At 59.1% G+C, this 26,386-nt stretch carries 20 protein-coding genes and 1 pseudogene; 13 read left to right on the forward strand and 8 right to left on the reverse strand.

The window, feature by feature from the left end; genetic code table 11:
- The first annotated feature begins 1 nt into the window (after position 1).
- The 8 genes from nodI to ACVWYP_RS15185 all read left to right on the forward strand — a co-directional run bounded on the left by nodI (position 2) and on the right by ACVWYP_RS15185 (position 9,615).
- Positions 2 to 922 (forward strand): nodulation factor ABC transporter ATP-binding protein NodI, encoded by a 921-nt coding sequence (gene nodI / locus ACVWYP_RS15150; protein WP_018270195.1) that lies wholly within the window; start codon positions 2 to 4, stop codon positions 920 to 922.
- A gap of 3 nt (positions 923 to 925) precedes the next feature.
- Positions 926 to 1,717, forward strand: coding sequence for an ABC transporter permease (locus ACVWYP_RS15155; protein ID WP_016842047.1), 792 nt, complete (start codon positions 926 to 928; stop codon positions 1,715 to 1,717).
- A 276-nt stretch (positions 1,718 to 1,993) separates the two neighbouring features.
- Positions 1,994 to 4,021 (forward strand): carbamoyltransferase family protein, encoded by a 2,028-nt coding sequence (locus ACVWYP_RS15160; protein WP_026192376.1) that lies wholly within the window; start codon positions 1,994 to 1,996, stop codon positions 4,019 to 4,021.
- Between the two features lie 170 nt (positions 4,022 to 4,191).
- Entirely contained in the window at positions 4,192 to 5,304 is a 1,113-nt protein-coding gene (locus tag ACVWYP_RS15165) for a nodulation protein NodZ (protein WP_077231073.1), read from the forward strand.
- On the forward strand, positions 5,301 to 5,507 hold the full coding sequence (locus ACVWYP_RS15170; RefSeq protein WP_125459275.1) for a hypothetical protein: 207 nt from the start codon (positions 5,301 to 5,303) through the stop codon (positions 5,505 to 5,507). Before ACVWYP_RS15165 ends, ACVWYP_RS15170 begins: the two co-directional genes overlap by 4 nt.
- 614 nt (positions 5,508 to 6,121) lie before the next feature.
- Positions 6,122 to 6,958, forward strand: coding sequence for an SDR family NAD(P)-dependent oxidoreductase (locus ACVWYP_RS15175; protein WP_026192378.1), 837 nt, complete (start codon positions 6,122 to 6,124; stop codon positions 6,956 to 6,958).
- A 254-nt stretch (positions 6,959 to 7,212) separates the two neighbouring features.
- Positions 7,213 to 8,967, forward strand: a complete 1,755-nt coding sequence (gene nifA / locus ACVWYP_RS15180) for a nif-specific transcriptional activator NifA (protein WP_016842042.1) — start codon at positions 7,213 to 7,215, stop codon at positions 8,965 to 8,967.
- A 450-nt stretch (positions 8,968 to 9,417) separates the two neighbouring features.
- Entirely contained in the window at positions 9,418 to 9,615 is a 198-nt protein-coding gene (locus ACVWYP_RS15185) for a helix-turn-helix domain-containing protein (protein WP_157183431.1), read from the forward strand.
- Positions 9,616 to 9,862: 247 nt separating this feature from the next.
- On the opposite strand, the gene ACVWYP_RS15190 is transcribed toward ACVWYP_RS15185, so the two are convergent.
- From ACVWYP_RS15190 to ACVWYP_RS15200, 3 genes are all read right to left on the reverse strand, one after another.
- Positions 9,863 to 10,234, reverse strand: a complete 372-nt coding sequence (locus ACVWYP_RS15190) for a helix-turn-helix domain-containing protein (protein WP_016842040.1) — start codon at positions 10,232 to 10,234, stop codon at positions 9,863 to 9,865.
- Positions 10,235 to 10,265: 31 nt separating this feature from the next.
- Complete coding sequence (locus ACVWYP_RS15195) at positions 10,266 to 11,612, reverse strand: IS5 family transposase (RefSeq protein ID WP_026191834.1); 1,347 nt, start codon at positions 11,610 to 11,612, stop codon at positions 10,266 to 10,268.
- Between the two features lie 3,047 nt (positions 11,613 to 14,659).
- A complete protein-coding gene (locus ACVWYP_RS15200) occupies positions 14,660 to 16,570 on the reverse strand; it encodes an NEL-type E3 ubiquitin ligase domain-containing protein (RefSeq protein WP_018270203.1) in 1,911 nt (636 codons plus the stop codon).
- A 1,233-nt stretch (positions 16,571 to 17,803) separates the two neighbouring features.
- Between ACVWYP_RS15200 and ACVWYP_RS15205 the strand changes: the two genes are divergently transcribed.
- Together ACVWYP_RS15205 and ACVWYP_RS15210 are read left to right on the forward strand one after the other, a co-directional pair.
- Entirely contained in the window at positions 17,804 to 17,965 is a 162-nt protein-coding gene (locus tag ACVWYP_RS15205) for a hypothetical protein (protein ID WP_016842032.1), read from the forward strand.
- Positions 17,966 to 18,115: 150 nt separating this feature from the next.
- Positions 18,116 to 18,361, forward strand: a complete 246-nt coding sequence (locus ACVWYP_RS15210) for a hypothetical protein (RefSeq protein ID WP_129964890.1) — start codon at positions 18,116 to 18,118, stop codon at positions 18,359 to 18,361.
- A 48-nt stretch (positions 18,362 to 18,409) separates the two neighbouring features.
- On the opposite strand, the gene ACVWYP_RS15215 is transcribed toward ACVWYP_RS15210, so the two are convergent.
- The 3 genes and pseudogenes from ACVWYP_RS15215 to ACVWYP_RS15225 all read right to left on the reverse strand — a co-directional run bounded on the left by ACVWYP_RS15215 (position 18,410) and on the right by ACVWYP_RS15225 (position 19,282).
- Positions 18,410 to 18,538 (reverse strand): hypothetical protein, encoded by a 129-nt coding sequence (locus tag ACVWYP_RS15215; protein WP_256438835.1) that lies wholly within the window; start codon positions 18,536 to 18,538, stop codon positions 18,410 to 18,412.
- 262 nt (positions 18,539 to 18,800) lie between these two features.
- Positions 18,801 to 18,905: pseudogene (locus ACVWYP_RS15220) on the reverse strand (IS481 family transposase); the annotation flags it as partial.
- Positions 18,893 to 19,282 (reverse strand): hypothetical protein, encoded by a 390-nt coding sequence (locus tag ACVWYP_RS15225; protein ID WP_225163822.1) that lies wholly within the window; start codon positions 19,280 to 19,282, stop codon positions 18,893 to 18,895. The gene ACVWYP_RS15225 and the pseudogene ACVWYP_RS15220, both read right to left, overlap by 13 nt.
- A 254-nt stretch (positions 19,283 to 19,536) precedes the next feature.
- Between ACVWYP_RS15225 and ACVWYP_RS15230 the strand changes: the two genes are divergently transcribed.
- From ACVWYP_RS15230 to ACVWYP_RS15240, 3 genes are all read left to right on the forward strand, one after another.
- Positions 19,537 to 19,815: a type II toxin-antitoxin system ParD family antitoxin gene (locus tag ACVWYP_RS15230; RefSeq protein ID WP_075968511.1), complete on the forward strand. Its 279-nt coding sequence runs from the start codon at positions 19,537 to 19,539 to the stop codon at positions 19,813 to 19,815.
- On the forward strand, positions 19,805 to 19,981 hold the full coding sequence (locus ACVWYP_RS15235) for a type II toxin-antitoxin system RelE/ParE family toxin (RefSeq protein WP_016842027.1): 177 nt from the start codon (positions 19,805 to 19,807) through the stop codon (positions 19,979 to 19,981). Before ACVWYP_RS15230 ends, ACVWYP_RS15235 begins: the two co-directional genes overlap by 11 nt.
- Before the next feature lie 749 nt (positions 19,982 to 20,730).
- The gene (locus ACVWYP_RS15240; RefSeq protein ID WP_026192380.1) at positions 20,731 to 21,573 is read left to right on the forward strand and encodes an electron transfer flavoprotein subunit beta/FixA family protein; all 843 of its coding nucleotides are present in this window, start codon (positions 20,731 to 20,733) and stop codon (positions 21,571 to 21,573) included.
- A gap of 245 nt (positions 21,574 to 21,818) precedes the next feature.
- Here the strand turns inward: ACVWYP_RS15240 and ACVWYP_RS15245 are convergent, their stop codons facing one another.
- Positions 21,819 to 23,135, reverse strand: coding sequence for a DUF3422 domain-containing protein (locus ACVWYP_RS15245; RefSeq protein WP_026192381.1), 1,317 nt, complete (start codon positions 23,133 to 23,135; stop codon positions 21,819 to 21,821).
- A gap of 1,760 nt (positions 23,136 to 24,895) precedes the next feature.
- Positions 24,896 to 26,248 carry an MFS transporter gene (gene tcuC, locus ACVWYP_RS15250; protein WP_016842022.1) on the reverse strand — a complete coding sequence of 451 codons (1,353 nt, stop codon included), beginning with the start codon at positions 26,246 to 26,248 and terminating at the stop codon, positions 24,896 to 24,898.
- Positions 26,249 to 26,386: the final 138 nt, after the last annotated feature.

Here is a 26,386-nt window from a genome sequence, read left to right on the forward strand (position 1 = left end):
GATGAACATGTCCACCGCAGCAATCGACCTTGCCGGCGTCAGAAAATCATTTGGCGACAAAATCATCGTCGATGAGCTGTCGTTCTCGGTTGCGCGCGGAGAATGCTTTGGTCTGCTCGGGCCAAATGGAGCCGGCAAGAGCACGATTGCGCGTATGCTGCTCGGGATGATCTCGCCGGATGCGGGCAAGATTACAATCCTCAACGAGCCTGTGCCTGCGCGCGCGCGTGTAGCACGTATGCGCGTTGGCGTTGTGCCGCAGTTCGATAACCTCGAGCTCGAATTCACCGTACGCGAAAACCTGCTGGTATTTGGCCGTTATTTCGGCTTGAGTGCTCGCAAGGTTGAGACGATCGTACCCTCGTTGCTCGAGTTTGCACGGCTGGAAAGCAAGGCGAACGTCCGCGTCGCGCATCTGTCGGGCGGCATGAAGCGTCGGCTGACACTGGCGCGGGCCCTGATCAATGATCCGCATCTGCTGGTGATGGACGAGCCCACGACCGGCCTCGATCCGCACGCGCGGCACCTGATATGGGAGCGTCTGCGCGTTCTGCTTGCGCGTGGCAAGACAATCCTGCTCACCACCCACTTCATGGAAGAAGCCGAACGCCTATGCGATCGGCTTTGCGTGCTCAAGAGTGGACGCAAGATAGCCGAAGGAAAGCCGAACGCCTTGATCGACGAGCATATCGGATGCGACGTGATCGAGATCTATGGCGGTGATCCACATGAGCTCGGTGAATGGCTCAAGCCTTATACTCGGAATATCGAAGTGAGTGGAGAGACGCTGTTTTGCTATGCGCCGTATCCGGAGCAAGTACGTGTTCAACTGCGCGGCCGAGCGGGCCTTCGCATTCTGCAGCGGCCGCCGAATCTCGAAGACGTGTTCTTGCGGCTGACCGGACGCGAGATGGAGAAGTGAGGGATGGGTGAAAGCTATGCGGCGCTAATGCCCGCTAATGCGTACAACTGGATTGCAGTATGGCGTCGAAACTTCCTGGCATGGAGGAAAGTCGCGCTTGCATCGGTTCTCGGCAACCTCGCAGATCCCATAACCAACCTGTTTGGCCTTGGCTTTGGGCTCGGGCTAATCGTGGGTCGTGTTGAAGGGACCTCCTACATCTCGTTCCTGGCAGCAGGCATGGTCGCGACCAGCGCCATGACGTCCGCGACCTTTGAAACCATGTATGCAACCTTTGCTCGGATGGATGCCAAGCGTACCTGGGAAGCAATCCTGTCCACACAACTCACGCTTGGCGACGTCGTTCTGGGCGAATTGGTGTGGGCAGCCAGTAAGTCCGTTCTGGCCGGAACCGCAATCGGAATTGTCGCTGCGACGCTGGGTTATGCGTCCTGGGCGTCCATTTTGTATGCGATGCCGACGGTGGCCTTGACCGGCCTTGTCTTTGCAAGTTTGGCGATGGTCGTCATATCTCTTGCGCCGAGCTACGACTACTTCGTGTTTTACCAGACGCTAATCCTGACACCCATGGTGTTTCTGTGTGGCGCAGTCTTTCCGATGAGCCAACTGCCGAGCTCCTTTCAGCACATCGCCGGCTTGTTGCCGCTGGCGCATTCGGTCGATCTCATCCGCCCGGCGATGCTGGACCGTGCGGCCAGCGGCGGGGCTGCCTTCCATGTCGGTGCGCTCTGCATGTACGCGGTATTACCTTTCTTTGTGTCGACGGTATTGTTTCGGCGCCGTCTGCTGCGTTGACGGAATTCGCGATGCGCTGTCTTGGTTGAGGTAGCGTGAGCTGCGACAGGGGCAGTCGCAATGGCTTTATAACAAGCCGGGCGCACGGCGCCGGATCGGTCGGACGGTGCGGGAACGCCCAGCACCCAAATAGGCTGAGCCGGCTCGGCGCCGGGCCGGACTTCGCAAAGCATTGGTTGTGCTTCCTGGCCCGCGTGGCCGAGGGAGCGTGACAGTACAGACGAACTAGTTGGGGAGGGCGGTTCGCCTTCCTGTCATGACCAAATGGAGAGCGAGATGTTGTGTCTCGGAGTGAGTGGCGGTCTGGACAGAATCTATCAAAACTCGGCCGAGCTGCCCAATACATTTCTGCACGATGGCGCTGCAGTGCTCGTGCGGGATGGCCGCGTGCTTGCTGCTGTCGAAGAAGAGCGCCTCAATCGAGTCAAGCACTCCAACAAGTTGCCAAGCAACTCGATCCGATACTGCCTTTCAGCTGCAGGAGTGGAGCTTGGCGAGATCGACCGCATCGCGTTCTACGCGACTGAATCCTACTGCAATACCATGCTGGAGCGGCTATTTCTTTCTCAGGCCGTGCCGTTAGACGCCAAACTGTTGCTACGTCAGCTGCTGGCGCGGGAGTTCCGCACCGAAGTCGATGCGTCGCGCGTGTTCTTCGTAAATCACCATGAAGCGCATGCCGCGAGCGCATTTGCCATGTCTGGATTCGAGCAAAGCCTGATCTTTACGGTCGACGGTGGCGGAGACTTTCTCTCAGGTCTGCTGGCAGTAGGGTCTGGCACCGAAATTTCGCAACTCGCAAGCTTTCCAGAACATAACTCTCTGGGGCTGTTCTATCTCGAGGCGATCCGTTATCTCGGCTACGGGTTGTTCGACGAGTACAAAGTGATGGGGCTTGCCCCCTATGGGGACCCTGCGCCCTATCGCGAGCTCTTCGCGCAGTTCTATGAATTGTTGGACAATGGCGGTTATCGGGTCCATCTGGATCGAATCGGCCCGGCCTTGATCCGCAGCATCCAGGTCCGGCGAAAGGGAATGGCATTCACACAGCAGCATCGAGACGTCAGCGCTTCGCTGCAGGAAGCGCTGGAGCGGATCATCTTTCATATCCTGCGGCATCATCGCGAAGCGACGGGCATGAAGCGCTTGTGCCTGGCGGGAGGCGTAGCCCACAATTGCACGATGAACGGTAAGCTGCTCTATTCCGGCCTTTTCGACGACATCTTCGTCCAGCCCGCGGCGCATGACGCCGGTTGCGCACTCGGCGCCGCATTGATGATGTCAAACGAGCTGGGCCGGCCCGCGCCGCGCGAGCGATTGTCGGACGTCTATTGGGGACCCGATCTCGGGACCGAGCAAGCCATAGAACACGAGCTCAATGCATGGTCCAGCCACCTCGATTTTCAACGTAGTGATGACATCGCAGCGAGTGCAGCGGACTGGATGGCAAATGGCGCTGTCATCGGCTGGGTTCAGGGCCGTTCTGAGTTCGGGCCACGTGCGCTTGGCAACCGCAGCATTCTCGCCGACCCGCGGCCAGCGGAAAACAAGAACCGGATAAACGCGATGGTCAAAAAGCGCGAGGGCTATCGTCCGTTTGCGCCGTCAGTGCTGGAGGAGGATGCAAGCGAGTTCTTTGAGCTCCCAGGCGGCAAGCGGGAGTTTCCCTTCATGAACTTCGTGGTTCGTGTGCGGGCGGCCCACCATAGCGTGCTTGGTGCGGTCACGCACGTTGATGGAACTGCTCGGCTGCAAACGGTCTCGCGCAACACAAATCCTGCCTATTGGGATGTCATTAATGCATTCAAGAAGCGAACCGGCATCCCGGTTCTTCTAAACACGTCCTTTAACAACAATGCCGAGCCGATCGTCGATTCCGTTTCAGACGCCATCGTCACCTTCTTGACGACCGACCTGGACGGACTTGTAGTTAAGCCATTCCTCGTCGAGAAGCGGCCGGCAACACTGCCGGATTGGTGTACACTGGGCGTTTCATTGCCTCCGTATGCATCCCTTCATCGTATTCGCTCTTACACAGCGGAAGATCGTCAGGAAACGGTTTCCGAGATCCGTATGGGACATTCGGGGCGCGAGAGCATGCGTATCTCGCATGAGCTCTTCGACCTGCTGATGCGGATCGAGGGGGAGGCCTCGCTCGGCTGGCTTCTCGACACAACTATGTTGGACCAGCCCCGGCGCGAAGATCTCGTCAAGGAACTTCGGCTCTTGTGGGAACAGCGGGGCGTTCGGCTGCATCCGCCACGCGCCGCTTGCGTCCGCATTAAAGCGCTGGGCGAAGCATAACCGGCGATCATATGTAAGACCAAGACTGCGCCTCCATGTACAGGAGGCTAGGCCGAGGTGGAATAGGGCACCAATAGGCATCCAGTTGAAATCGGGTATATCGGCGCAACAACTCTAGTGGAAGAAAAGAGGGAGGCGTTGAGAGAACCCACTACGAGGATAGCGCTGCTATGAAGTTCTACCGACGCAACGCGCGAGCAGCACAAGCGCCGACCATAACATCGGCCAAGACCATATGTGAGGTGTCTCCAATGACGTCTCTTGTTCAACCAGGAGTCCGGAAGGAGGCAATGCAGATGCCTGGCGGTTCGAAAAATGATCAGTTCGTTGTTTCCCGACGACGTACGGGCTTGGGCGACTGCCTGTGGTCGCTGGCTGCAGCGTGGCGTTTTGCCGAGCGGACCGGACGGAAGCTGGTCATCGATTGGCGGGGGTCCTGTTATCTCGATCAACCATTCACCAACGCCTTTCCCGTCTTCTTCGAACCGGTTCAAGATATTGCCGGCGTACAGGTGATCTGCGACGACCGGATCAACCAGCACTCATTTCCTGGACCATTTTTCCCGGCATGGTGGAATAGGCCAGCTATTGATTGCGCCTATCGCCCGGATGAGCAGATTTTCCGGGAACGCGATGAACTCGATCAGCTGTTCCAAAGCGGGCAAGATAGCGATGCAAATACAGTTGTGTGTGACGCCTGCCTGATGTGGCGCTGCGATGAGGAGGCTGAACGAGAGATCTTTCGGAGCATCAAGCCGCGATCCGAAGTGCAGGCACGGATTGATGCCATCTTCCGTGAGCACCTTGCGTCGTTCAGCGTGATCGGCATTCATGTTCGGCACGGCAACGGAGAGGATGTTATGGGGCATGCGCCCTACTGGGCTGATCCCGAGCGGGCTTTGCAACAGGTCTGTAACGCCATCGACAAGGCCAAGGCGTTACCGCATGCAAAACCGGTCAGGGCGTTCCTGTGCACAGACAGCGCGCACGTCCTTGAGAGGGTGTCAGCTATGTTTCCTGACGTTTTCACCATCCCAAAGCGCTTCCAGGCAGCTCAGGCCGGGCCGTTGCACAGCGCGGCGCTCGGAGCTGAGGGCGGCTTTTCCGCTCTCATCGAGATGTATCTTCTTGCGCGATGCGATACCGTGATCCGTTTCCCCCCGACGAGCGCTTTCACGCGCTATGCGCGCCTCTTTGCGCCGCGCGTTATAGAATTCGATTTGAACGATCCGAGCCGATTGATCTTGATTGAAGAAGCATCAAAAGAACTCGTGGCTTCATGAAAGTCGTAACCCGTCTCATCGATCTGATCGCCGCTTTTTGCATCGAGCAGCACTGCCACTACGTTTCCGGACGACAATTGATCGCCCAAACCGACGTTCCAACGGACCCTTGCCCTGGAGAACAGCAAGATGCGGCGGCCGAATGCCGTCCGCTGAAGCTCGATCTTGACAAGAGCGGCGTTACCGTACCGCCACCACGCTGACCAGATGGACATCGTCCTCGGCCTTGCCTCGCGACGACCCGCAAGTGAAAGCTTCTCGGCGGTTCGTCGCGGATCAAGTTTTCGAAGGAGGTTACGTTGGGCCGGTGAGTTCCGTTGCCGCGGCCGCCACTCGCTCGCGCGGACGGACCCTTCGGGTTCGAGCATTGAGTTGGACATTCAGTGCGCCCGCTCGTGATCGCGCAACCAATCAGCGCGGCGATGTGCTGCGATGAGCTCGGTATCAGTTGCGAGAAAACCTAACGTATGGAGTTGGTGCGTCAGGTTCTGTTTCGTACCGACACGGTTACTGGGTGTCTCCACCATCGTGACCGATCGTTGCCTCGACGAGGAGCGTTCCTTATCCGCTCGCTGCTTCGGATCTCGATCACGAGAGCGCAGTGTGGTGTCTGGTCCTAGCAGTGACCGAGTGTGCTCCAGGCATTGTGTGGGTGATGCACCATCGATGTTGCAAAGCACACGCACCATGTCGCGAATCCGCCAAGCTTTTGGCGTGCGCGACATTAGGACGCAAAACCGGAGCGTCTTTGCGTGCATCGGAGTGGCCCAAATCCTGCTACGTGTTCGCCAGCGGCGCTACAGGAGAGGAGGCGGGCGTGGGTCTCGATCTGCCAAATGACGATCTGATCGCAGGTCCGCTGCCCGAGACACATTTGGGCTGTCCCTTTCGCGCCGATGAAGCCCGCCTCCATCAGGGAGAGCAGAAGGCGATGTTGCTGACTGGGGCATCGCGCGGAATTGGGCATGCCACTGCCAAGCTGTTTTCGGAGGCAGGTTGGCGCATCATTTCTTGCGCGCGCCAGCCATTCGATGGCGCGCGGTGCCCGTGGGACTCCGGGCGCGAGGATCATGTCCAGGTCGACCTTAGCGATTATCAAATGCTGCCGCGCTTGATCGCGCAGGTCAAGGAACGCTTGGCGGGCGCACCCTTGCACGCATTAGTGAACAACGCCGGCATCTCGCCGAAGACGTCTGATGGTGACCGGCTGACCTCGTTGACGACGTCAACTGAAACCTGGATGAGAGTGTTCCATCTGAATCTCGTGGCCCCGATCCTGCTGGCGAGGGGTTTATTTGACGAGCTAAGGGCCGCGTCAGGATCGATTGTCAACGTGACGTCGATCGCTGGTTCGCGGGTGCACCCGTTTGCCGGCAGCGCCTACGCGACGTCGAAGGCCGCGCTTGCGAGTCTCACACGCGAAATGGCCCACGATTATGCGCCCTATGGCGTTCGTGTGAACGCGATCGCGCCAGGCGAGATCAGAACGGACATGTTGTCGCCCGACACGGAAGCGCGTCTCGTGCCAAACATCCCGTTGCGCAGAGTGGGAACACCCGACGAAGTGGCCAAGGTCATCTTCTTCCTATGCTCGGATGCCGCAAGCTATGTTACGGGGGCCGAGGTGCCGATCAATGGTGGGCAACATCTGTGAATCGACCAAGCCTGGCAACGCGGCTGACTTAAGCCTCAGCGTTGAAGTTCGTGTTCTACGCTGACGTCGCGCACCTATTCCGAAAAAAGATGAAATCAAACCACTGTAAGGTTACCGTCGTGCCATGAAAAGGTGTTACGCTTCTATGTCATCTCGTTAATTCGTAACGCTAGATCGAGCATGACATGCAAAACGAAGCTCGCAAATCCGAACAAGGTGCTAGGGAGGATGATCAAAATAACGGAGACCGCCTCATGCTGCATATCGCTTCCGCACGCGAGATACCTGCCTCTCATCCAGAGACGGAGCGCGAGCTCTCGGGCGAGCCGCTGCGCGAGAGCGCGCTGACCGGTATCTTCGAAATATCGAAAATACTCACCGCTCCCTGCCGGCTCGAGGTCACGCTGGCCAACGTCGTAGGCCTTCTGCAATCGTTTGTGCAGATGCGACACGGTATCGTCTCACTGTTCGACGATGACGGGATGCCGGACATTACCGTGGGTGCTGGCTGGAGCGAAGGCAGCGACGACCGCTTCCGGATGCGCCTGCCACGGAAGGCAATCGACCAGATCGTTGCGACCGACAGGCCTCTTGTCGCCGAGAACGTGGCAGCGGAGCCGGCGTTCAGCGCAGCTGACCTTGAGGTGCTCGGTGCCTCGGATAACATGCCGGTGTCGTTCATCGGAGTTCCGATCCGCATCGATCCGAAAGTCGTGGGTACACTGACGCTCGACCGTGTCTGTGACGAAAGGTCGAGTCTCCGGCTCGATTATGATGCGCGGCTGCTCACCATGATCGCCAACCTGGTGGGACAGACAGTAAGGCTTCATCGCTTGTTCGCCTGCGATCGCGAGCGGCTGATGGTGGAGAAGGACCGTCTGCAAAAGCAATTATTCGAGTTTAGGCAGCCTGTACGGGAGCGTAAGAAGGTACCTGTTCATGGGATCATCGGCGACAGTCCGGCGCTGCGCGGCTTGCTCGAAAAGATCGCGGTCGTGGCCAAATCGAACAGCACGGTTCTGCTGCGCGGCGAATCCGGTACCGGAAAGGAACTTGTAGCCAAGGCTATTCACGAATCATCGTCCCGCGCCAAGCGGCCCTTCATTAAGCTAAATTGCGCGGCACTACCTGAGACAGTGCTGGAATCCGAATTGTTCGGTCATGAGAAAGGTGCCTTTACTGGCGCCTTCAGCTCGCGCAAGGGGCGCTTCGAGCTTGCTGACAAAGGCACACTGTTCCTTGACGAGATCGGCGAGATTTCGGCCCCGTTCCAGGCGAAGTTGCTGCGTGTCCTGCAGGAGCAGGAGTTCGAGCGGGTCGGCAGCAACCAGACCATAAAGGTCGATGTTCGAGTCATAGCCGCAACCAACAAGAACCTTGAAGAGGCTGTGGCAAGGAGCGAGTTTCGCGCAGACCTCTACTATCGCATCAGCGTTGTTCCCTTGCTGCTGCCGCCGCTGCGCGAAAGACGCAGCGATATTCCGCTGCTTGCCGGTGAGTTCCTGAGGAATTTCAATAGCGTGAACGGCCGTACGCTGACCTTGGAAGCGAGCGCGATCGATGTGCTGATGAACTGCGGCTTTCCGGGAAATGTCCGCGAGCTCGAAAACTGCATCGAGCGCACAGCGACCCTGTCGGCCGGGCCATCGATCGTGAGAAATGATTTTGCATGTTGCCACGGCCAGTGCCTTTCCGCGATGCTGTGGAAAAGTACGTCCGAGGAGGCGACAGTCCAAACGGCACCGGTCGTCCCAGTGCCCGCCAAGCCGATCAGTTTGCCGTCTGAAGCGACCGCGCCGGCCCCACTTGTCGGCAGCGAACTGGCCTCACTGGCACCCCCTGGCACAGTCCTCGTAAGTGGCGCGAAGATGGCCGATCGCGAGCGGGTCATTGCAGCCATGGAAAAATCTGGTTGGGTACAGGCAAAAGCTGCACGCTTGCTCGGACTAACGCCGCGCCAGATTGGCTACGCGCTGAGGAAGTACGGAATCGAGATCAAGCGGTTCTGAACGTGCGCGGACCATGAGAGGACTGGGTTTTTGCGGGCGCATCCAATGCCACCAAAATCTGAAAAAGGGCGGCCCGCCTCGGCGGCAGGTTGACCACGCATGCGAGGAACCGCCCGTCTGCCGCCCTGGCAAGGCGACTTCGCTTGGAGCGCAGCGAGAACTGGGCTGAGCGGCGCGGTGGTGAACCCGCCGGCATGTTACGGGTTGAAACCATTTTGCCGCCCCTGACGGACGCCGTGCGTCGCCGACCAGCGGTAGACAACAGCTCCGACCTCGAACAAGTTCACCGCTCTTCCCGTCAGTTTGTCGCTGGATCATGGCGCCTAAGCCACCTTCTCTTTCCCAGAAGACTAATTGAATGGACAAACTAGCCTAGGGTGGATGAATGGAGGAGCGAACATAAGGTGGGCGGCGCAAAAGGCGGTGCGTCTGGGACGGCCGCCGACGGACTTGGCCGCCGAAGTGGACCTGCGGATCTCGACCGCGGCATGCGAGTTGTTCCTGGCTCGTGAACTCGCCGGCGTCAGCGTCGAGGAGATCGCATGCCGTACTAGCAAGGCAACGGTCTATACCCGTTTCCCGACCAAAGAGGCGCTGTTTGCCGCGATCTTCCATAGCAAGCCGCGCGGCTTCGCCTTTCGCACGTAGGACGGCGCTCCTCACCATGAGGGAGATGTCAATGGCGGAGTTGGCGAGCTCGAAGATCAGATTGTCGCTCGATCCGTCAACCAGAATCGTGTCGACATCGGGGATGCGGTGCCGTGATCGAGGAGAGTAGCCCTGAGATTACCGGCTGAAAGTGAGGCGTGTACAAGTCAATCGACCGCTCTCGCCGCGGGAGTGGGTCCTGAGACGAGGTCGCGTCCATGTGCCGCGATCTGACGTCGAGTACCGGTCAATCCTCGTCGGCGGCGATCGACTCCATCAGCGACACCAGCTGACGCTGGACGGTCTGATCCTTGATCTTACTGTAGGCGCGCAGCAACCGCAGACTGAAGGCGCTGTCCAGGAACAGGAGGCTCTCAACCTCGCGCGCCTTGTTGTCACCGCCGTAAAAGAAGGTGACGGGGACGTCGAGCGTAGTGGCGATCTGCTGAAGACGGGCAGCGCCGACACGGTTGACGCCCTTCTCGTACTTCTGGACCTGCTGGAAGCTGACGCCGAGCTTATCGCCGAGTTCGGCCTGCGAAATCTTCTGCTCCACACGCCGCAGGCGGATCCGCTTGCCCAACTCAATGTCAGGCTTGCCGGCACTGCGCTGCTGCATCTTCTTTGCTGCTGATCTATTCAGTCGTCCGTTAAGAAGCCGATTGCAGCGGTGAACGGTCGCTGATGGCTGCGATGAGGGTGGCCAGGAAGAGGCGCCAAAGACCCCTCAGCCAGGCGAGGATGCGGCGGAAGTTGTGGCCGACGGCTGAGAGGATGACGTTGGCGGCGTCTCCGGCGCGGCCTTTGAGGTAGCAGCGGCCGAGGTGACCATCGGTCTTCAGGTGTCCGATGATGGGTTCGATGGCGGAGCGGCGGCGCAGCTCGCGCCTGATGATACCGAAGACCCCGCGCTTCTGGCCGGAGATGAAGACACGGCGCGGGTTCTGTGCGTCGTGGCCGCGATATCCCTTGTCGGCATAGGCCCGCTCGATCGCGCAGCCGGTGAGTGTCTCGGTGCGGTCGATGACGTCGCGCAAGGTATGACCGTCGTAGGGGTTATCGGGCAGCGCCCTGGCGTGCAGCACGAACAGGCCACCGGGAGCACGGCGGTTGTTGGTGACGATGGAGGCTTTGACACCGAACTCGTAAGGCGCGGCTGCTTTGCCCTTGCCGATGCACTCCACCTCCGGGGCGTGGAAGGAATAGAGCTTCCAGCCGCGCTGGCGCTGCTGCTGCGAGCGGATCTGCGAGGCCCGGCCGAGCGGGAGGGCGAACGCGTTCTCGAGCACGGCCTGACCTTCGATCTTGCGGCGGATATCGCGGATGATCCGGCCCAGCCGGCTGCGCAGGATACGCAACTGCCGCTGATGCCGCTTGAATTGCTTGGCATGGGCGTAGCGTCCCGCCATCATGGCCGCGGTCTTGGCAATGCGAAGATAGGACTGCCGCAGCCTGACCCCGTGCTTCCTCGCCAGGCGGTTGAGCCCCCTGATCGCCGCGTGCAGCAGCTTGGCATCGGTCGGGAAGGCGATGGCCTTCGGCTGCACGGTGGTATCGACCGTGACCCGCTTGAGGTCCTGGCTGCGTAACGCGCCGGCCTCGTGCGCCACCCGCAGGCTCTCGGCCAGCAACAGCTCCAGCTTGTCGCCGAGCCGCTTGCGCCAGTGGCTCAGGTCCGAGCGCTCGTGCGGAAACGCGTGCTGAAAGAACTCTTCGCCGGTGAAGTACTGGAAATACGGGTCGTGGACCCAGCGCTCGCACACCCCCTCATCGGACAGGCCGTAAATCTGCTTGAGCAGCAGCAGCCCGATCACGAAGCGGGTCGCGATCCCCGGCCGACCGTTCTCGCTGTAGAGCGGCGCGATCTCGCCGTCGATCCAGTCCCAATCGACCTTGCCGGCGAGCTGAACCAGCTCGTGCTTCATGTTGATGATCTGGTCCAGCCTGGCCCGGAACAGATCGCCAGATCCCGTCGTCCTTTGCTTCTTCGGTCGCATCGTCACCTCCGACGCGACCACGGAATCATGACTGGCGATTCGACTGAATCCTGAAAATGAAATTGCAAGGTTCCGAGGCTCGAAACATCAAAACCTTGCAATCCAAAAACAGTCCACACCAGCAAATGCGATTCTGCCTCAATCGCTTAGCCGATCTTCACGGACGACTATTCATTCTGGCGACCCGTCCTTACGATCGAGAGGTCCCCTGCCTTCTAGGTCAGGGATCCGTCACTCCGACAGTTACGCTTGGCAGAATATCGACCGAACCACAACTAGCGCGAGTTCAATTGTCATGGATTTTGTGAGCATGCTTACCGCCGGCGCAGCTTCATTCCCGTATTTCTACCGGAGCTCCAACATGATTGCGTACCGTGTTCATCGCGCAAGGGCGCCCAAATTCTCGATAAATTTGCAGCTCACAAGGTTGTTCTTGCGAAAGGCAACGACGATTGCCTCTTCCTCAATCGAGCGGACGGTCTTGCAACCCGTCGGTGCATCGTGCACGACGCCGCCTTACGCTGCTTGGTGATGGTCTTCTGATTAGGACCGTGCTGGCTAATTCTTTAATTCTTTGAGCGAGCTTTCGATCGCTGTATCGCCGCTCGTGGCGCGCGTGGCCGTGCGCTGTCATAGAGTGTTTGGCCACAGGTCCTCCCGCATGATGGATCAGACGTCGTTCGCCCTGTTTTCCCTCGCTTCGAGGCATCTGAGAGCCCGTTGGTATTCGAACTCGCACCACGCAAGCTCGAATGGTTCCATCAGTATCTCTATCCACGTCTCGGCAAATGCTGTCATTCCGACGAAAAATAGAATTCGCGACCTCCCGATTCGCTATCAGTTGACGAAGCCGGCGAAGACGAATGAGATGTCGCTGTGGCCAGCCGCGCATGCAGCTAAGAGGATCGTGATCAGCGGCTCAATTGAACCTTGGTAAAAATTGGGCACCTCAAGGGGGTCACTTAACGATACGAAAGTTTATGGCGGTCGTTCGCCTGGCTCGCACACTTCATCCAACGGCTGCCCGAGCAGCAAAATAATCCCCTGCGCCATCTTCCGCAGCTAGTAGCACGCATCCATTGCAAAAAACCGCGTCCGCGACGCTACGCCAGTACACCAGCGCACGTCGTCGAGTTAGCGGTGGCAGAAAGCTGACCGAGTTGCCGTGGGCGATGCAGTCAATGAGGATGTCGGCTAGACGCTCCAAACGCTTATCCACTTCGTCGGGCGCCGATGCGCCGTACCTGAATATCGTCCGTCATCTGATTTCGGACAGAGCGAGCCGATTGCCCCGGGCTGGCTCGGACGGTGGGTTAATTGCCAACACCACGGAAATAGCGAGTTTCCATCGGAGCGACATGCTCTTGAATTGCCATAAGGTGGTCACGTGCCGTGTCGCCTAACCCAACCGAAGCTGGCAAATCACCATAGAAGATTGCTCCGCCAAGGCTGCAATGCTTAGCTGCCCGCTCGAAGCGCCCGGACAAGGCACGCTCCGTATTACGAACCGAATTTTGCGCATAGCTCCGCAGCACGAAACAAATTTAACGCGGAGATGAGATTCTTGTCGCGTGGGAACAGCCTCCGAGCGGACTTGATCCGCGAGTCGTGGTCCAGTCCAGATATCGTCTGGCTCTCAAGAATAAGTGCCTCGGAGAATCTGCGAAGAGCAGGGTGATACTGGTCAAGGGCGGCCTCGCTGCGTCTATCGGCACGAGTCATCATTTTAAAGAAACTTTCGTCGTCCTCTGAGGGGGGCTGGGCGGAATCGCACTGCGAGTAGCTGGCTCGCAGCAAACGCGAAGATTGCTCAACGGCGCCTCATCGTTCGATTAGTAGAATTCGTTGACGTGAGCGATAGGATTGCTGATTTGCTTAGATCAAACGCTTGACGCCGAAAGCGGAGAACATGCCCGTAATCGGCGAAGTTCGGTGGTACTGCTTTAATGTGCACCTTTGATTCCGAGCCATAGCATTACCAGTCGCGTCATCAATGCGGCGCTGGTCTTCTTCAGACTGATGAGGACAGGTACCGGTACTGGCTGGGAGCGCCGTCGCCAAGGACGGCTCAAACGTCTATTGCCTCGCCGGCCCCTCTTGCTGCTCTTCCGAAGTGGCATGCTGCAGCTGCGACCAAACTGTTACATTGGATGGGGTCACGATTGTGCGGGTCCACCCAGCCTCACGTCCAAGATCACCTGAGCAGACATCCTACCAGAGCAAGCTTTCGAGAAGCTGACGAAGCCGCAGCGTAGCTGCTCGCGCTCGGGCGGGGCGAAGTTGGCTCCGATCTCTTCCGTCACGCTTACGTCATCGGCTTCCCTCGGGCATGGTGTCGGGCCGAGAGCGCCGAAGTGACTTTGGATCGTCGACATTCAGAAGGTGAGCCGCGCGCCGCCCTATCGGATGGTCAGCAGTGGCAGCCTTCCGGCCCGGTAGCTCTGCGGCGAGCGCCCTGGTTTATCGTCGCCATTACTTCCTACCGGAAATGATCGGATATAGCGTTTGGTTGTATTTCCGGTTTCCCTTGAGCTTGCGCATTGTCGACGAATGCAGGGGGCGCTGGGCGTCGAGTGAGCTATGAAATCTTGCGCCGATGGGAACGGAGATTCGGCAAGGCGTTCTGCGCTGCCACCAGCGCGCTCCGCTCGCGGTCACAAACGGGATCCGGATGGAGTCTGATCCGGTGGCGGAGAGCGACATCGGCTACGACGCGAGCGAATCATGAAGCGGCATTGGCCGCGCTGTCGAAGTATCCTGCGCGTGATCAAGTTCAACCCAGGCTATGCCAGTCGTGACCTGACACAGCCTTGCACGGACGAACGTGGTCTGTTCGTCGTAATCCAGGCGAGCAATGACCTTGAACTCTGGCATCGCTTGCTAGTTTAGAATCGCGGGTTTCCCAGGTACGGCCGGCGAGCGAACAACACGCCGAGGTGGTCGGAGGTGGTCATCAGACGGCAACTGCATCATCCATGCGACCTGAACAATCGCTCGTCCCGTAACGACCAAACGAGACTGCAGGATCGGAGCGGCTATCGCATCGATCAGAGCTCGAGGCCCTGCTCCCGGAGAACCTTATGCATCAGCTCGCCCTTGATCTCGCAGGCGATTTCGCTGAGGATCTGGGCTCCGACCACCCGCCGGGCATCGACATCATCCGTCAGGCCAGGCTCCGCGAGTCGTTCGTTCAAGCGCGTCGGAAACTCATCTTCCATTGCATCGGCAAGCCGGTCCCGCATCGCGGCATGATCATCGGGGGCGATCCGCTTCACCACCGTATCCCAAGGCTCCCAGCGCGTTGCCAGAAAATCCGCGAAACCCGCCGCTTCCTGTTCCCGCACCGACGTCTCAGCCCGGGCAACGTCGTCCGCCGTGACGTCAGAGAGATTCAAGAAGCGCATATCAGGGGCGATGTGGCGCAATTCCAGCCGATCCCGTAGCTGGGTCTGATAGGCAAGATAGACCTCGATCTCGTCGATATTGGCGTCCGGGTCGGCACGACGGAGCGAGCGGACCGTCTCGCGTGCGATATCGTCAAGCGCCTCCAAACGAAACATGACACGGCCGTGTTGGAGCAGTTGGTCGAGCTGACTGTCATAAAGCCCATCCTTGACATCAGCGTTCAGGCGTGCGGTCTGCATACCGTTCCAAGTCAAAGTGACGCGGTCCTCGCAGGACGCAGTCGCTCCACTGGCCAGCTCGAAATACTGCTCGCGCAGCCGCGGCCTCATCGCGGCCTGTAGCAGATTCTCGGCCACCTGGTCGCGGAACGCCTGATGACCATAGTTCACGGTGCCCGCGAGCCTTTCGAGAAAGAGTGCGAAGTCCTGCGCACCCGGCTCTTCGGCGAAGCCCTGCCAGGCGGCCACTGCGCCGGGCTCGTCCGCGAGCCAATCCGCAACAACCTCGTGCAAGAGTGGCGGCTGATGTTCCACCGGTTGTAGGGGCATCGACAGCAAGACCTGCGGGCCGGCATAATCCGGGCCGCGCGTGGCTGACGCCAAATCGGCCAGCACTGGGCCCGGTATCGGATTAGATCGCACATCGATGCTGGACGCGCTGCCGAGCTGCGTCAGCACGGTCGCGGGCAGGCCGGTGAGCTGATTGTTGCTGGCGCCGAGCATTTCAAGGCCGACCGGGAGTGTCTCTGGCAGATTGGTCAGCTGATTTTCGCTGACGTCCAGGTATCGAAGTCTGGCCGGAACGCCAGGCAAGCTTGTCAGCTGGTTGTCGCCTGCGTCCAGGTACCGCAGCCTTGCTGGAAGATCGGGCAGACTGGTCAGCTGATTTTCGCTGACGTCCAGGCGGCGGAGCCTGGCTGGAAGATCGGGCAGGCTGGTCAGCTGGTTATTGCTGGCAGACAACTCCTCGATCGTTGCCGGAAGGGCGGGCAGATCGGTCAGCTGGTTGCTATCGACAGTCAAGCTGCGGAGCCTAAATGGCAGCTCTGCCGGCAGGCTGGAAAGCTCGTTGGCCATGAGGTGGAGGTGCCGGAGCCTGCTCGGAAGGGCGGGCAGACTGGTCAGCCGGTTGTCAGAGGCGTAGAGGTCCCGGAGTCCGCCCGGAAGCCGGGCCGGCAGGCTGCTCAACTGGTTGCCGATGACATTGAGGGTCCGGAGCCTGGGCAAGAGTGAGGCTGGCAAGGCGGTCAGGGACAATGACGACAAATTCAGCTCGTCTCCGACATCACCTTCGTCCCGCCATGCCCTCGTCCGGTTGACCCCCTCTTGCCGATTCTCGTCTTCGCCCTGCCCCTCTTCCGCTGCCCAGGTCGCCAGGACGCGGTCCTGCGACGAGACGAGGTCGGCGGCGGCCGCTCCTGTCGCCCACCGCGTCAGGGCTGACGCCCACTGGGTCAGGCACGAAGGGGACTGCCCGGCGGCCCTAGACGTTGGCTCGGTGCTTTCGGATTCGAAAGGTATGCCGGCGCGAGGCTGGGCCCGTTCTGTATTCATCGAACTCCATGGCATGTCTTGTCTCAGCCGACTAGGCGGCTCAAGCTTTTTGCGCCACCTGAACAGCTAGCTCACATGAAGGCCGGCCATGCGAGCCACCTCGGAAACAGTCGCTCCCGGCTCGAGCGATGCTGCAACTAGCTTTCCTTCTCATCTCGCGACCACCGAGGCTCGACCGATGTGATCACCTCTGCCCGCGAAATCGTCATAGCCCTTCTCCCAGGATGCCCCCTAGGACCTGCAGCGCTTGCCTCCGTCAAACAAGGCGGCCGTCAACGGAGGCGTACGCTAGGAAGCTCAGCTGTCGATAAGCTGACGAGCGTCAGGTTATCCGCCATGTTCAAAGACTAGCGCGCGCCAATCGGGAGCAACTTCAAATACGGTCTGAGCAGTGGGCAAGGGGCAGGTTGCGGCGGATCGACCCGGGCCCCCAACACAATTTGTCGACCCAGAGTCGTGGGACTCAAAGCTGGGTGCGAGATTTGCCGACGCCGTTTTGGCATGAAGGGGATCAAGCAGGTCTGCCTCCCCCCGATAGCTGGAATATGGCGAATTCTCCCCGCGACCAACCTATCCGCCAGTGGAAAGCCATCCACTATCATTTGTGGAAAGCCTCGGGGATATCGATCTTCGGTGCATCACAGTACATGCGCAAGTGGTCACCGCGTCGGCGTTGTCTGCCGTATCCATCGCCTTACTCCTTTCTTGCGCGGCCTTCCGTTGGTCCGCAGTCGCCGTCCATATGCATTCACTATGCTTCCATCTGCGATTCCACTCGATCGTGCCGCGGACTAGAACCGCTCAAACAGTTAATCGTGGGCGACGGCATGCTGGAAAGCAGAGCTTCATCCGAATGCTTATGACGGGCTCAGCGGTATCTGGCCGTGGCAAACGAGTGACCCCAAGGTTCTGCAGCGACACCCGTCAGCTGATCGGCCTGTAGGCCTGCTAACGGCAGAACGCTTCCCCGGGAACGGTCCTGGGTGCTCCCGCTCGAACAGGCTTTTGGCGCTGGAGAACACGGACGGGCGTCACCCTTGCCCAAACATCTCGAGCCGAACTGATCGAGCAAGGACGCAGCTTCGTGGAAATATCGTGCCTCCTCGATGCCGCCAGCGAGGAGACTCTCCGGCTTTACCAGATCGGTGTTGACGATACCGCGGCCGAAGAAGCCTTTGAGGACGCCATGAATCAGCTGCGAATGGTTACAATCGCGCCACGACCATCGAGGGGATGCGGGCGACGGCCTCAGCGGTCCTCCATTTCGAATGGGACGCAAACGTCGAGTTCACTGAAGAGGCCATCGAAGGAGCGGCCTTCGGCGTGCTTGTCGCCGGCCTGCTCGACAGCCCGCTTCCGGATCGTCTGCCCGACTGGGCCGCGGCCAGGATCTGAATCAACGAAAATTGGCCCGCCGGCCCTGAACTGGCATCGGCGGTCCGACCTCGGCATCAACTGCCCGTGAAATGTGAGGCGGTTCACACTCGATCATCGCGAGTTGGCCTAATGCACGAGCGGGTGGCAGCTCGGTGTCGGAGAATCGTGATGCCGTTTTTCAGCAGCCAAAGCTTGGCGTCGGCAGCCGCCGCTTCAGTACTCAGTATTCTCATCGTGGGAGCGGTTGCCTTTTCGGCTGTTGGTTATGTGGAGTGGTCATCGGGCGTTAATCTGACCCATTTCATGGGCCGGACTGCCGCGGATGCCTCAACGCCAGTTCTACTGCTCAAGGGGCGAACAGGTTGCGAGCAGGGCAATAGGCCGCTGCCGGCGCTTTCTCTACCGCTCGAATGACGCCGACCTAAAGCGACCGCGCCCAATCCTCCCAAGCCCCGTAGGGCCTCATCGCCTGGTGGCGACGTGCAACGGCGAATTTGTGCCCGGCTCGGGCGCTCCCGTGGTTGCCCATACCGCAATGCCGATGGCCAGCGCGAGCAGCACGGTCTTTACAGCAATCTTGTCGTCAGACATCTCGAGACGCCTCTCGCGCGTCAGCGCGGTAAATCTCAAAAATTACGCCGCCGGGCCCGAAATGGTTTGTCCCGGCGGCGCCCTGTCATTCCCAGCGCTAGGGCCCTGAAATTCCCAACGTCATTTCTTTAGCAGGTACGCCGAGGGACGACTGTTGCCTAACTCACACAAGGTCCAAAAGAGGAGCCGACGCTCAGGGTCGGCGCGCCAGCTCCTCCGAAACGTGACCGTGCTGTCTCCCCAACGGTCCCGTCCCTTAGGCCTCGAAAGGCTGCTTGGCAGGCTTGGCACCGACGACCTCGGGCGGGCGGCTGATTCCATGGCGCTGCAGGCGACGGTGCAAGGATGACCGCGTCAGATGGGGGATAACCGTAGCCACCAGTGCTCACCGAACGACCGCTGAATGCTGGTCAAACCCAGGGCATCCAGATCGAAAGCGGCTTTCTCGACGTCCTTTGGATCGACTTGCGGTAGGAGCTTGCACAGATCGTTAATGGTAAGGCTTCGCCCTGCCATGCCATCGCCACTCGCGCGTGCGAGAGCCACGGCCAAATCGAAGCGAGGACCGACCAGCGTTGTAGTTGGCGCCAGCATTTGCGCATGTCGGTCCGGCCGTTCGGAATGCTCGTTGGTGCGTTCTGAGATTGCACCTTCCCAATGAGGGCGGGCTTTCTGAGCCTGGCTAGGGATCAATTCGCCAGCCAGTTTGACCACCACGTCGCCAAGTGGGACTTCGCCGGCCACGGCCTAAAGCTTCGCACATTGTCGTCCTGATGGTTTTTCTCCTGATCGGCTTGCGATCCTCTTGATCGTAGTTCATGGCTCAATCACATGAAGTTGGTCGACGCTAGCAAAACCGCCTCAGATAGACTGAGCCAAGAGATTTCGTCACCTACCCACCGTTTGCCTCCGTCCCTCCACAACCTCACGTTGCTGGCGGATCAAAGCGCGGTATTTAGAGCATAAAGTAATATATTATGAGGCGAGGAGGCGTGCCTATGGCCACGAGTTATACCGTCGGCAAACACTACGAGAGCTTTATCAAGGATCTCGTCGATAGCGGACGCTATGCAGCCGCTAGCGAGGTAATGCGGGAGGGACTGCGCCTTGTTGAAGAACGCGAGGAGCGTCGCAAGGCGAAGCTTGAGGCATTGCGTACCGCTATCCAGGAAGGCTTGGAAAGCGGTCCGGCAGAACCGTTTGAGCCCGGCGAACTGGTTGAACAAATTAAGGCCCGCGGACGCGAACGGCTGAAAGCCGGGAAGCATGGCGGGTAATCTCACCAGGCGGCCCCAGGCCGAGACCGACCTGGAGGAGATCTGGCTCTTGATCGCATCGGACAACACTGCGGCTGCGGATCGCTTGCTCGATCGTATCGGCAATGCCTTTCAGATGCTTGCCAAGAATCCACGGCGGGCCGCCAGCGGCCCGAGCTGGGGATGAAAATTCGGAGCTTTACTGTCGGCAACTGCGTACTGTTCTACGAAGCATTTTCCAACGGTGTCGAGATCGGGTGCTGCATGGTGCTCGCGATATCACGCCGGAGGATTTCGACCGAGGACTTTGCTTTGTCAGCCATCCACAATCGCATTTACGATTTTACGATGGAATCTCGGCAGGCACTCAAGAGCGACTGAGGGCTGATCCAAGCTTGGGCTGATGGTCTTTCCCGGGAGCGGCTCCCGCCAACATCAAAGGCTGTGGGGGCGCCTGAATCAGCAGATCGAGGCTCATGGGGAGCAGTTAGGCAGGTGGCTCCCGTTGGCGCGATCGGGATCTGCATAAGCAACCTCATCGTTCGTTTGGCTGTGCTCGGTCCTTAGGATCTCCTGTGCTGCCTTGAACCCCTCAAGAGCTGCAGGAATGCCGCAATATGCCGTCGCGCGAAGCAGGCCGCCTTGATCTCGTCGATACTGGCGCCGTTCCGGAGCGCGACCGGACCTGCAGCTTGAATTGCGCAGGAGTCGCGATGTGGGCCTTGCAAGCTCACGGCTCCGCGCCGTGGTCGGACGGAACGGAATGGCGCTGTCGCAGTTGCGACGGGTGTCGATATTCGTTCGTCCAGAACACCGGGCCGGAGGGGCGATCTACCCATCTAAACCTCTGTGGCAGCTAACAGATTCCAAAATCGGGCGCTGTGGTACAACACTTGCTGTTCTCTTCGCAGCTACCGCAACCTTTGGAGCAACTCAGTGCACATTGTCGTCTGCATTAAACAGGTTCCGGACTCTGCGCAGATCCGCGTGCACCCCGTGACCAATACGATCATGCGTCAGGGTGTGCCGACGATCATTAACCCATATGACCTCTTCGCGCTCGAGGCCGCTCTCGAGCTGCGCGAGCGGTTCGGCGGCGAAATAACCGTGCTGACGATGGGGCCGCAATCGGCGGAAGATTCCTTGCGGAAAGCGCTGACCTTCGGCGCCGATCGCGCCGTACTGCTCACCGATCGCTGCTTTGCCGGCTCCGACACCTTGGCCACAACGTATGCACTGGCAACCGCCATCCGAAAAATTGGCAAGGAATATGGTCCGCCAGACCTCATCTTTACCGGCAAGCAGACCATCGACGGCGATACCGCGCAGGTTGGTCCCGGCGTCGCAAAACGGCTGGGTGTGCTGCAGCTGACCTACGTCGCCAAGGTCAAAACCCTCGACCTCGCTGCCCGTACAATTGAAGCGGAGCGACGCTCCGAAGGTGGTGTCCAGGTGCTGCACACGAGGCTGCCTTGTCTCATCACCATGCTGGAGGGGACCTGCCAGATTCGGCGCGGCGCGATGGCCGATGCCTTGCGTGCTGCGCGTGCACCAATCGTGAAATGGAGCGCGCACGATGCCGGCGTCGAGGACGTCTCCAAATGCGGCCTTAAGGGCTCGCCGACCGTCGTCAAGCGAGTCTTCGCTCCCTCTGCACGGGCTGAGAAAGCGGCGCTGGTTGAGGCTGCCGAGCAACCAGCGCAGGCGCTGATTGATGCTATTTTTAAGCATCAACCGAAGCTCGAAACTGATCTTGCGGCGCTAGCCCGCGATGCTTGACCTGGGAGTCTTGGCGACGATAAGCGTTACGGTCCTGAACGCGTCAAGGTTTGCCTCTCATCCGGTCACATCGACATTGCACGGAGACGTGTAGAGCCTGGCGCCGACCGATCAGCGGAGCTGAAGCGCAATCCTCCCGTCGGCGATCACCTCTATCTGGGCCGCCGACGACTTGGTGAAAACTGTTGCCACGTGGGTCGGGCATGTCTGCCGTCAAGCTCTGTTGTCAATCAGCTAAATGATGCTTACCTGTCCGTTACGGACGGCCCGTCGCGATGCTTGAGGTGTCGCTTTCGTGCATTGTAACTAACCAGCCAGATCACCCCGACTGCGACCGGCACGCACGCCGCGGTTAGATAAGAGGGTTCTACATGGAGACCAACATCGTGCGCTCCCTTGGCAAGGTAGCCAAACAAACTGACCACGTAATATCCTATCGCCGCGACCGACAATCCCTCCACCGTGCACTGCAGCCGAAGCTGTTGTCCGGTGCGTTCATTGATAGCGTGCAATAGGTCGCGGTTCTGCTGTTCGATTTCAACGTCGACACGGGTTCGCAACAGATCGGCGGCGCGCGCCAACTTGACCGACAGAGTTACCTCACGATCCTTGGTCGTCTCGCAAGTTCGCATCGCAGGCGCCATCCGGCGCGCCAGGAACGACGACCATGTGGGATAGTCCGTGATCTCACTGCCTTCGATGATGGACAGTCGGGATTGAACTAGCTCGTAATAAGCTCTGCTGGCGCCGAAGCGAAACAGGCTTCCGGTCGCGCCTCGCTCGAAAGAGGCGGCCAACGCGGTCAGTTCGGCAAGGAGATGGTTGTTGAGCTTCAATCCCTCCGCGCCTTGCATTTCTTCGAGCACCTCGCCGAGACGTCTGTCAATGCGATCGACAAATGGACCAAGCTCAAGAGCGGCCGACAGACCAAGCAGCGCCAACGGACGATAGGTCTCAACTTCAAGCAGCCGCTGCACCAGTGCACCAAGATTGTGCGGCGTCAGCCCGAGGTCGCAGACAAGAATTTTGGTGAAACCGTTTTCGTCGACTCGAAAATCCGAGGCCATAACACTTGCTCCGCCCTTTATGCGGGCCATGGCGAGGCTGCTCTTGTCAAAAAGTTGTTCGGCGCGCCTCAATGGGGCGGCGTGCTGCTCGACATCCAGCTTGATTGCGACCAGCAATTGCCCTTCCTGCCGCAAGTTGCGCATCAAGGAGTGAACCGCACTTTGGGAGTCGCCGCTCTGTCGAGCGAACGGGCCATTCGCTATCCAGGTAAAGATTGCGAATTCGGCATGCTGCTCCCAGCGAAGCACAACGGGCCCGATGTCGATTTGGTGATGTTTCGCTGAGAGCTGCGGAGCTGGAAGGTCACGCTCTCGACAAAACGTGACGAAGGCGCGGCGATCGCTTGCGGCCGCATCGCCCTGCGAAAGAAATGCGAAGTGTGTCACCTTAAATGGAGGAATAAGCTGCATAAACGGGCGCGCATGCACTTCATTGAGCACGGCATCGCGTTGCGAATGTAGCTTGAAACTTCGAAGATCCAGTTTGTCGGGCACGTCTAAGCACCTCGTGTCAGAATTGGCGCGCATTCATCTGTCAGCACGCGAGTGGCATTGGTTTCGACTCTAAGGGTCTGTTCGCGCGATAGAGTGGTGGCGCGGGTTGATCCGAAGCCGCTCAAAGCTGCGAAACCAGCGCCAAACGTGTTGGTTGCCACCGGACGCGCACGAACATCGCTCGACATCGATGTGCTGGCGCACATAAACGCGTGATGCGCAGGCCAGAACGAAATCAAGAGCGGCGGGGCCAACGCACGCAAGAGCTACACGCTTTCGTCTCCACGAGGTTGCTAATCGTCGTCGCCGGCTCTACACCGGCTGCTGTATCGTCGATTGACGGCAAAGGCGCAAACGTAACTCTCATCTTCGGTGCTCTCTTGTCTCACATTTGCACGCGATGCAGGATATGGGCCAGCACGGAAGTAGCGGAAAGGTTGTGTTTCTCGCGTAATGTGATTGTCGAAACTGCCAGCGGAGGATCTCCGGCAAGGAAAGCGCTTGCATTCGGACAGCCATCCTCACAAGGGACTTTGGAACTGTATGGCCATCAGATGGAATCCCGGTCTCATTGCGACCGGGTAGCTTGCGCTCTTTGAGCCCGGCCTTCGTAACAACCGCGACATCAGAAGATGCTGATTTCGGAATGCTGACATGGCTGTCGTACTTGATTGAGCAGCGTCATCGAAGACTGCCGATTAGCGGTTGCGGCCTTCGGTACAGAGATATTCCCCTGCGGTGACGACTATCGCATATGGCGGAGCAGAAGCGGGATCCGACACAGGGCGGTCCTGCAGGCCGGTCAACTCCAGCCTAGAGAATTGATGGCGGTGAACGTCGCGCGTTCCATGCGTCCGATTACAAGACGCATTGCCTTGTTCAGCGGCAGCAAAGGCGGTCGAGAACTGAGCGGCCCGACGTCGCTCCTGGACATGGCAAAATCCGTGAGTCGACCTGCAGTCCGCTGACCGATGTGCGGGAGCGCATCGTGTCCGAGCAAACCACGAGGCTGCGGCGGCGCAAACTGCCCCGCCTGAATAGTGCAAGATGGTGCACCATCGGACCGCACAGGTCGCCGGATAGTACGGCGTCATAAGGCTGCATCTCGATGACGTCAGCGGCGATGCCGCTTGAAGACCATCAAGCGATCGCGTCAGGCTCGCGTCAATCGGCATCCCGCCGCCATAAGCGCTCCCATGCTCACCGGCTATTCTGCCGCGTTACCAGCGCGCGCGTGCGCCGCAACGACATCAGTAACACCCTCGAGGGGGCGCCCGATCGGTCCGGGCCGACGACGGCGCGACGTCGAGGACGATATCGATCCGAGCACACGGTGCCGGGGTTCTATACCACGATACAGCTCGGACTGTCGCGCGGGCACGGATTCCGGACGGCGACAACGTCCATCACGGCCTGCTGCTGCTACCCAACCTGCTGCACATCCGCGATGATGGAACCGTCCGCTGTCCACAAGGCGGTCTCCAGGCCTGGACTTTCCAACGTTCACAGCCGACATCCAGCGCCCGCCGAGGCCTGGTGTCAATGTTGGATGGTGATTTGCCGTGTACGCGGATCACCGAGGACGTGGCACTCTAACAGCTTACTTTTAAAGTGTCAGATATGCAGTCATCGCTCGTGTCTGGCTTCCGACAATGTCGGACATGCGATACGGCTCCTAGCCCCGCGTCGATACGCTGAGCGAACTCTGGCTCTGCGCATCGATCGAGGCCGTATGACACGTCAGTGGTTAGGATCACGTGCTAGCGAGATGCTGTTTGCACGCCCAAAGCGCTCTCGGGCGATTTCCGAAGCGAAGGCTTCTCAGCTCTCGATGGCTTGGGGGTTCCCCTATAGATGGTGAGTACCGCGATGATACCGAGAGCAGCTGCAAACATCAGCCAGAATCCGGGTGAAGCCTTGTCATTAGTTCGCTCAATGAGCCAAGTAGAGGCGAGTGGCGTAAACGTACCAAACAGGGCCGCCGCGAAAGCGAAGGCCAGGGAGAAGCAGGTTGTGCGCACATGCGCAGGCACGATCTCGACGAGAGCACCCAGCATAGTCCCGCTGTAGGTGCCAAAGTAGAACGAGAACATCATCGCCACCGCAAGCAGCTTGCCGAAACTGGGGGCGCTTACCAACCAACTCAAAGCCGGATAGGCGGTCATCAACGCAAGGCCGGCAATGGCCAGCAGGACTGGCTTGCGGCCGATACGGTCGGAAACGGTACCGCCAATTGGATTCCAGATGAAGTTGGTCACCGCGACCAGGAGGGTCACCAAGAGCGCATCCTGGGTGGACAGCTTCAAGACGGTCTTGCCGAACGTCGGTGCGTAGACGGTGACGAAATAGAAAGTCGTCGTGGTCAGGATCGCCATCATCATCCCGAGAACGACCGTGTGCCAATGGACGAGCGCCGAGGCAAAGACCTCGCGCGCCGTGGGATGCTTCTTCATCGCCAAAAATTCTGGGGTCTCCTCCAGCGTCCGACGAAGGAAAAAGATAAGAGGAATGATAAGGCAACCGAGAAAAAACGGAATGCGCCAACCCCAGGAGGCGACGGCTTCGAGCGGCATCGATTCATTCAGTAGGTAGCCCACGATCGCTGCGACAAAAATCGCGACCTGCTGGCTGGACGATTGAAAAGAGGTATAGAAACCGCGATTGCCTGGGGTCGCGATCTCCGCCAAATAGACCGAAACGCCGCCAACCTCGACGCCGGCGGAGAATCCCTGCAACAGTCGTCCTGCTAGAACAATGATGGGGGCGGCAATGCCGATTGTCGCATAACTGGGACAGAAGGCGATAATCACGGTGCCGACCGCCATGATCGATAACGTGATGATCAGGCCTTGGCGACGGCCGATCCTGTCGATATAGGCTCCCAGTACGATCGCCCCCACGGGACGCATTAAGGCACCCAACCAGAACACGCCAAAGGTGTTGAGCAATGAGGCGGTTTCGTTGTCCGAGGGGAAGAAAGCTTTCCCAATGGCGCTGGCGTAAAAGCCAAATAAGAAAAAGTCGAACTGCTCGAGAAAATTGCCGCTGGTTGCACGAAGAATGGCGTTGATCCGCGATTTGACTGTCGCTTGCTGAACGAGCGTTTGTGACACAGCGAGTTTCCTTCCCGTCTGAAATGGCCGGTTGCGGAAAACCTCACGCCAGCCCAATTGCAATCAGGCCGTGATTTTCTCTTAGAGGCTGACCGGAAATTAAAGTTGGGTGATTTCAGCAGGTTGTGATTCTTTCGA

The sequence above is a fragment of the Bradyrhizobium sp. USDA 3262 genome, assembly GCF_054060035.1.

What these genes read in the sequence shown, in the direction of transcription:
- ACVWYP_RS15190 (WP_016842040.1), bottom strand. Translation starts at nt 10,234, where the DNA reads ATGCAGCAGCGCAGTGCCGGCAAGCCTGACATTGAGTTGGGCAAGCGG.
- ACVWYP_RS15235 (WP_016842027.1), top strand. Translation starts at nt 19,805, where the DNA reads ATGGCGGGTAATCTCACCAGGCGGCCCCAGGCCGAGACCGACCTGGAG.
- ACVWYP_RS15200 (WP_018270203.1), bottom strand. Translation starts at nt 16,570, where the DNA reads ATGAATACAGAACGGGCCCAGCCTCGCGCCGGCATACCTTTCGAATCC.
- ACVWYP_RS15195 (WP_026191834.1), bottom strand. Translation starts at nt 11,612, where the DNA reads ATGCGACCGAAGAAGCAAAGGACGACGGGATCTGGCGATCTGTTCCGG.
- ACVWYP_RS15155 (WP_016842047.1), top strand. Translation starts at nt 926, where the DNA reads ATGGGTGAAAGCTATGCGGCGCTAATGCCCGCTAATGCGTACAACTGG.
- ACVWYP_RS15165 (WP_077231073.1), top strand. Translation starts at nt 4,192, where the DNA reads ATGAAGTTCTACCGACGCAACGCGCGAGCAGCACAAGCGCCGACCATA.
- ACVWYP_RS15230 (WP_075968511.1), top strand. Translation starts at nt 19,537, where the DNA reads ATGGCCACGAGTTATACCGTCGGCAAACACTACGAGAGCTTTATCAAG.
- ACVWYP_RS15170 (WP_125459275.1), top strand. Translation starts at nt 5,301, where the DNA reads ATGAAAGTCGTAACCCGTCTCATCGATCTGATCGCCGCTTTTTGCATC.
- nifA (WP_016842042.1), top strand. Translation starts at nt 7,213, where the DNA reads ATGCTGCATATCGCTTCCGCACGCGAGATACCTGCCTCTCATCCAGAG.
- ACVWYP_RS15160 (WP_026192376.1), top strand. Translation starts at nt 1,994, where the DNA reads ATGTTGTGTCTCGGAGTGAGTGGCGGTCTGGACAGAATCTATCAAAAC.
- nodI (WP_018270195.1), top strand. Translation starts at nt 2, where the DNA reads ATGAACATGTCCACCGCAGCAATCGACCTTGCCGGCGTCAGAAAATCA.
- ACVWYP_RS15215 (WP_256438835.1), bottom strand. Translation starts at nt 18,538, where the DNA reads ATGTCTGACGACAAGATTGCTGTAAAGACCGTGCTGCTCGCGCTGGCC.
- ACVWYP_RS15205 (WP_016842032.1), top strand. Translation starts at nt 17,804, where the DNA reads ATGCGGGCGACGGCCTCAGCGGTCCTCCATTTCGAATGGGACGCAAAC.
- ACVWYP_RS15210 (WP_129964890.1), top strand. Translation starts at nt 18,116, where the DNA reads ATGCCGTTTTTCAGCAGCCAAAGCTTGGCGTCGGCAGCCGCCGCTTCA.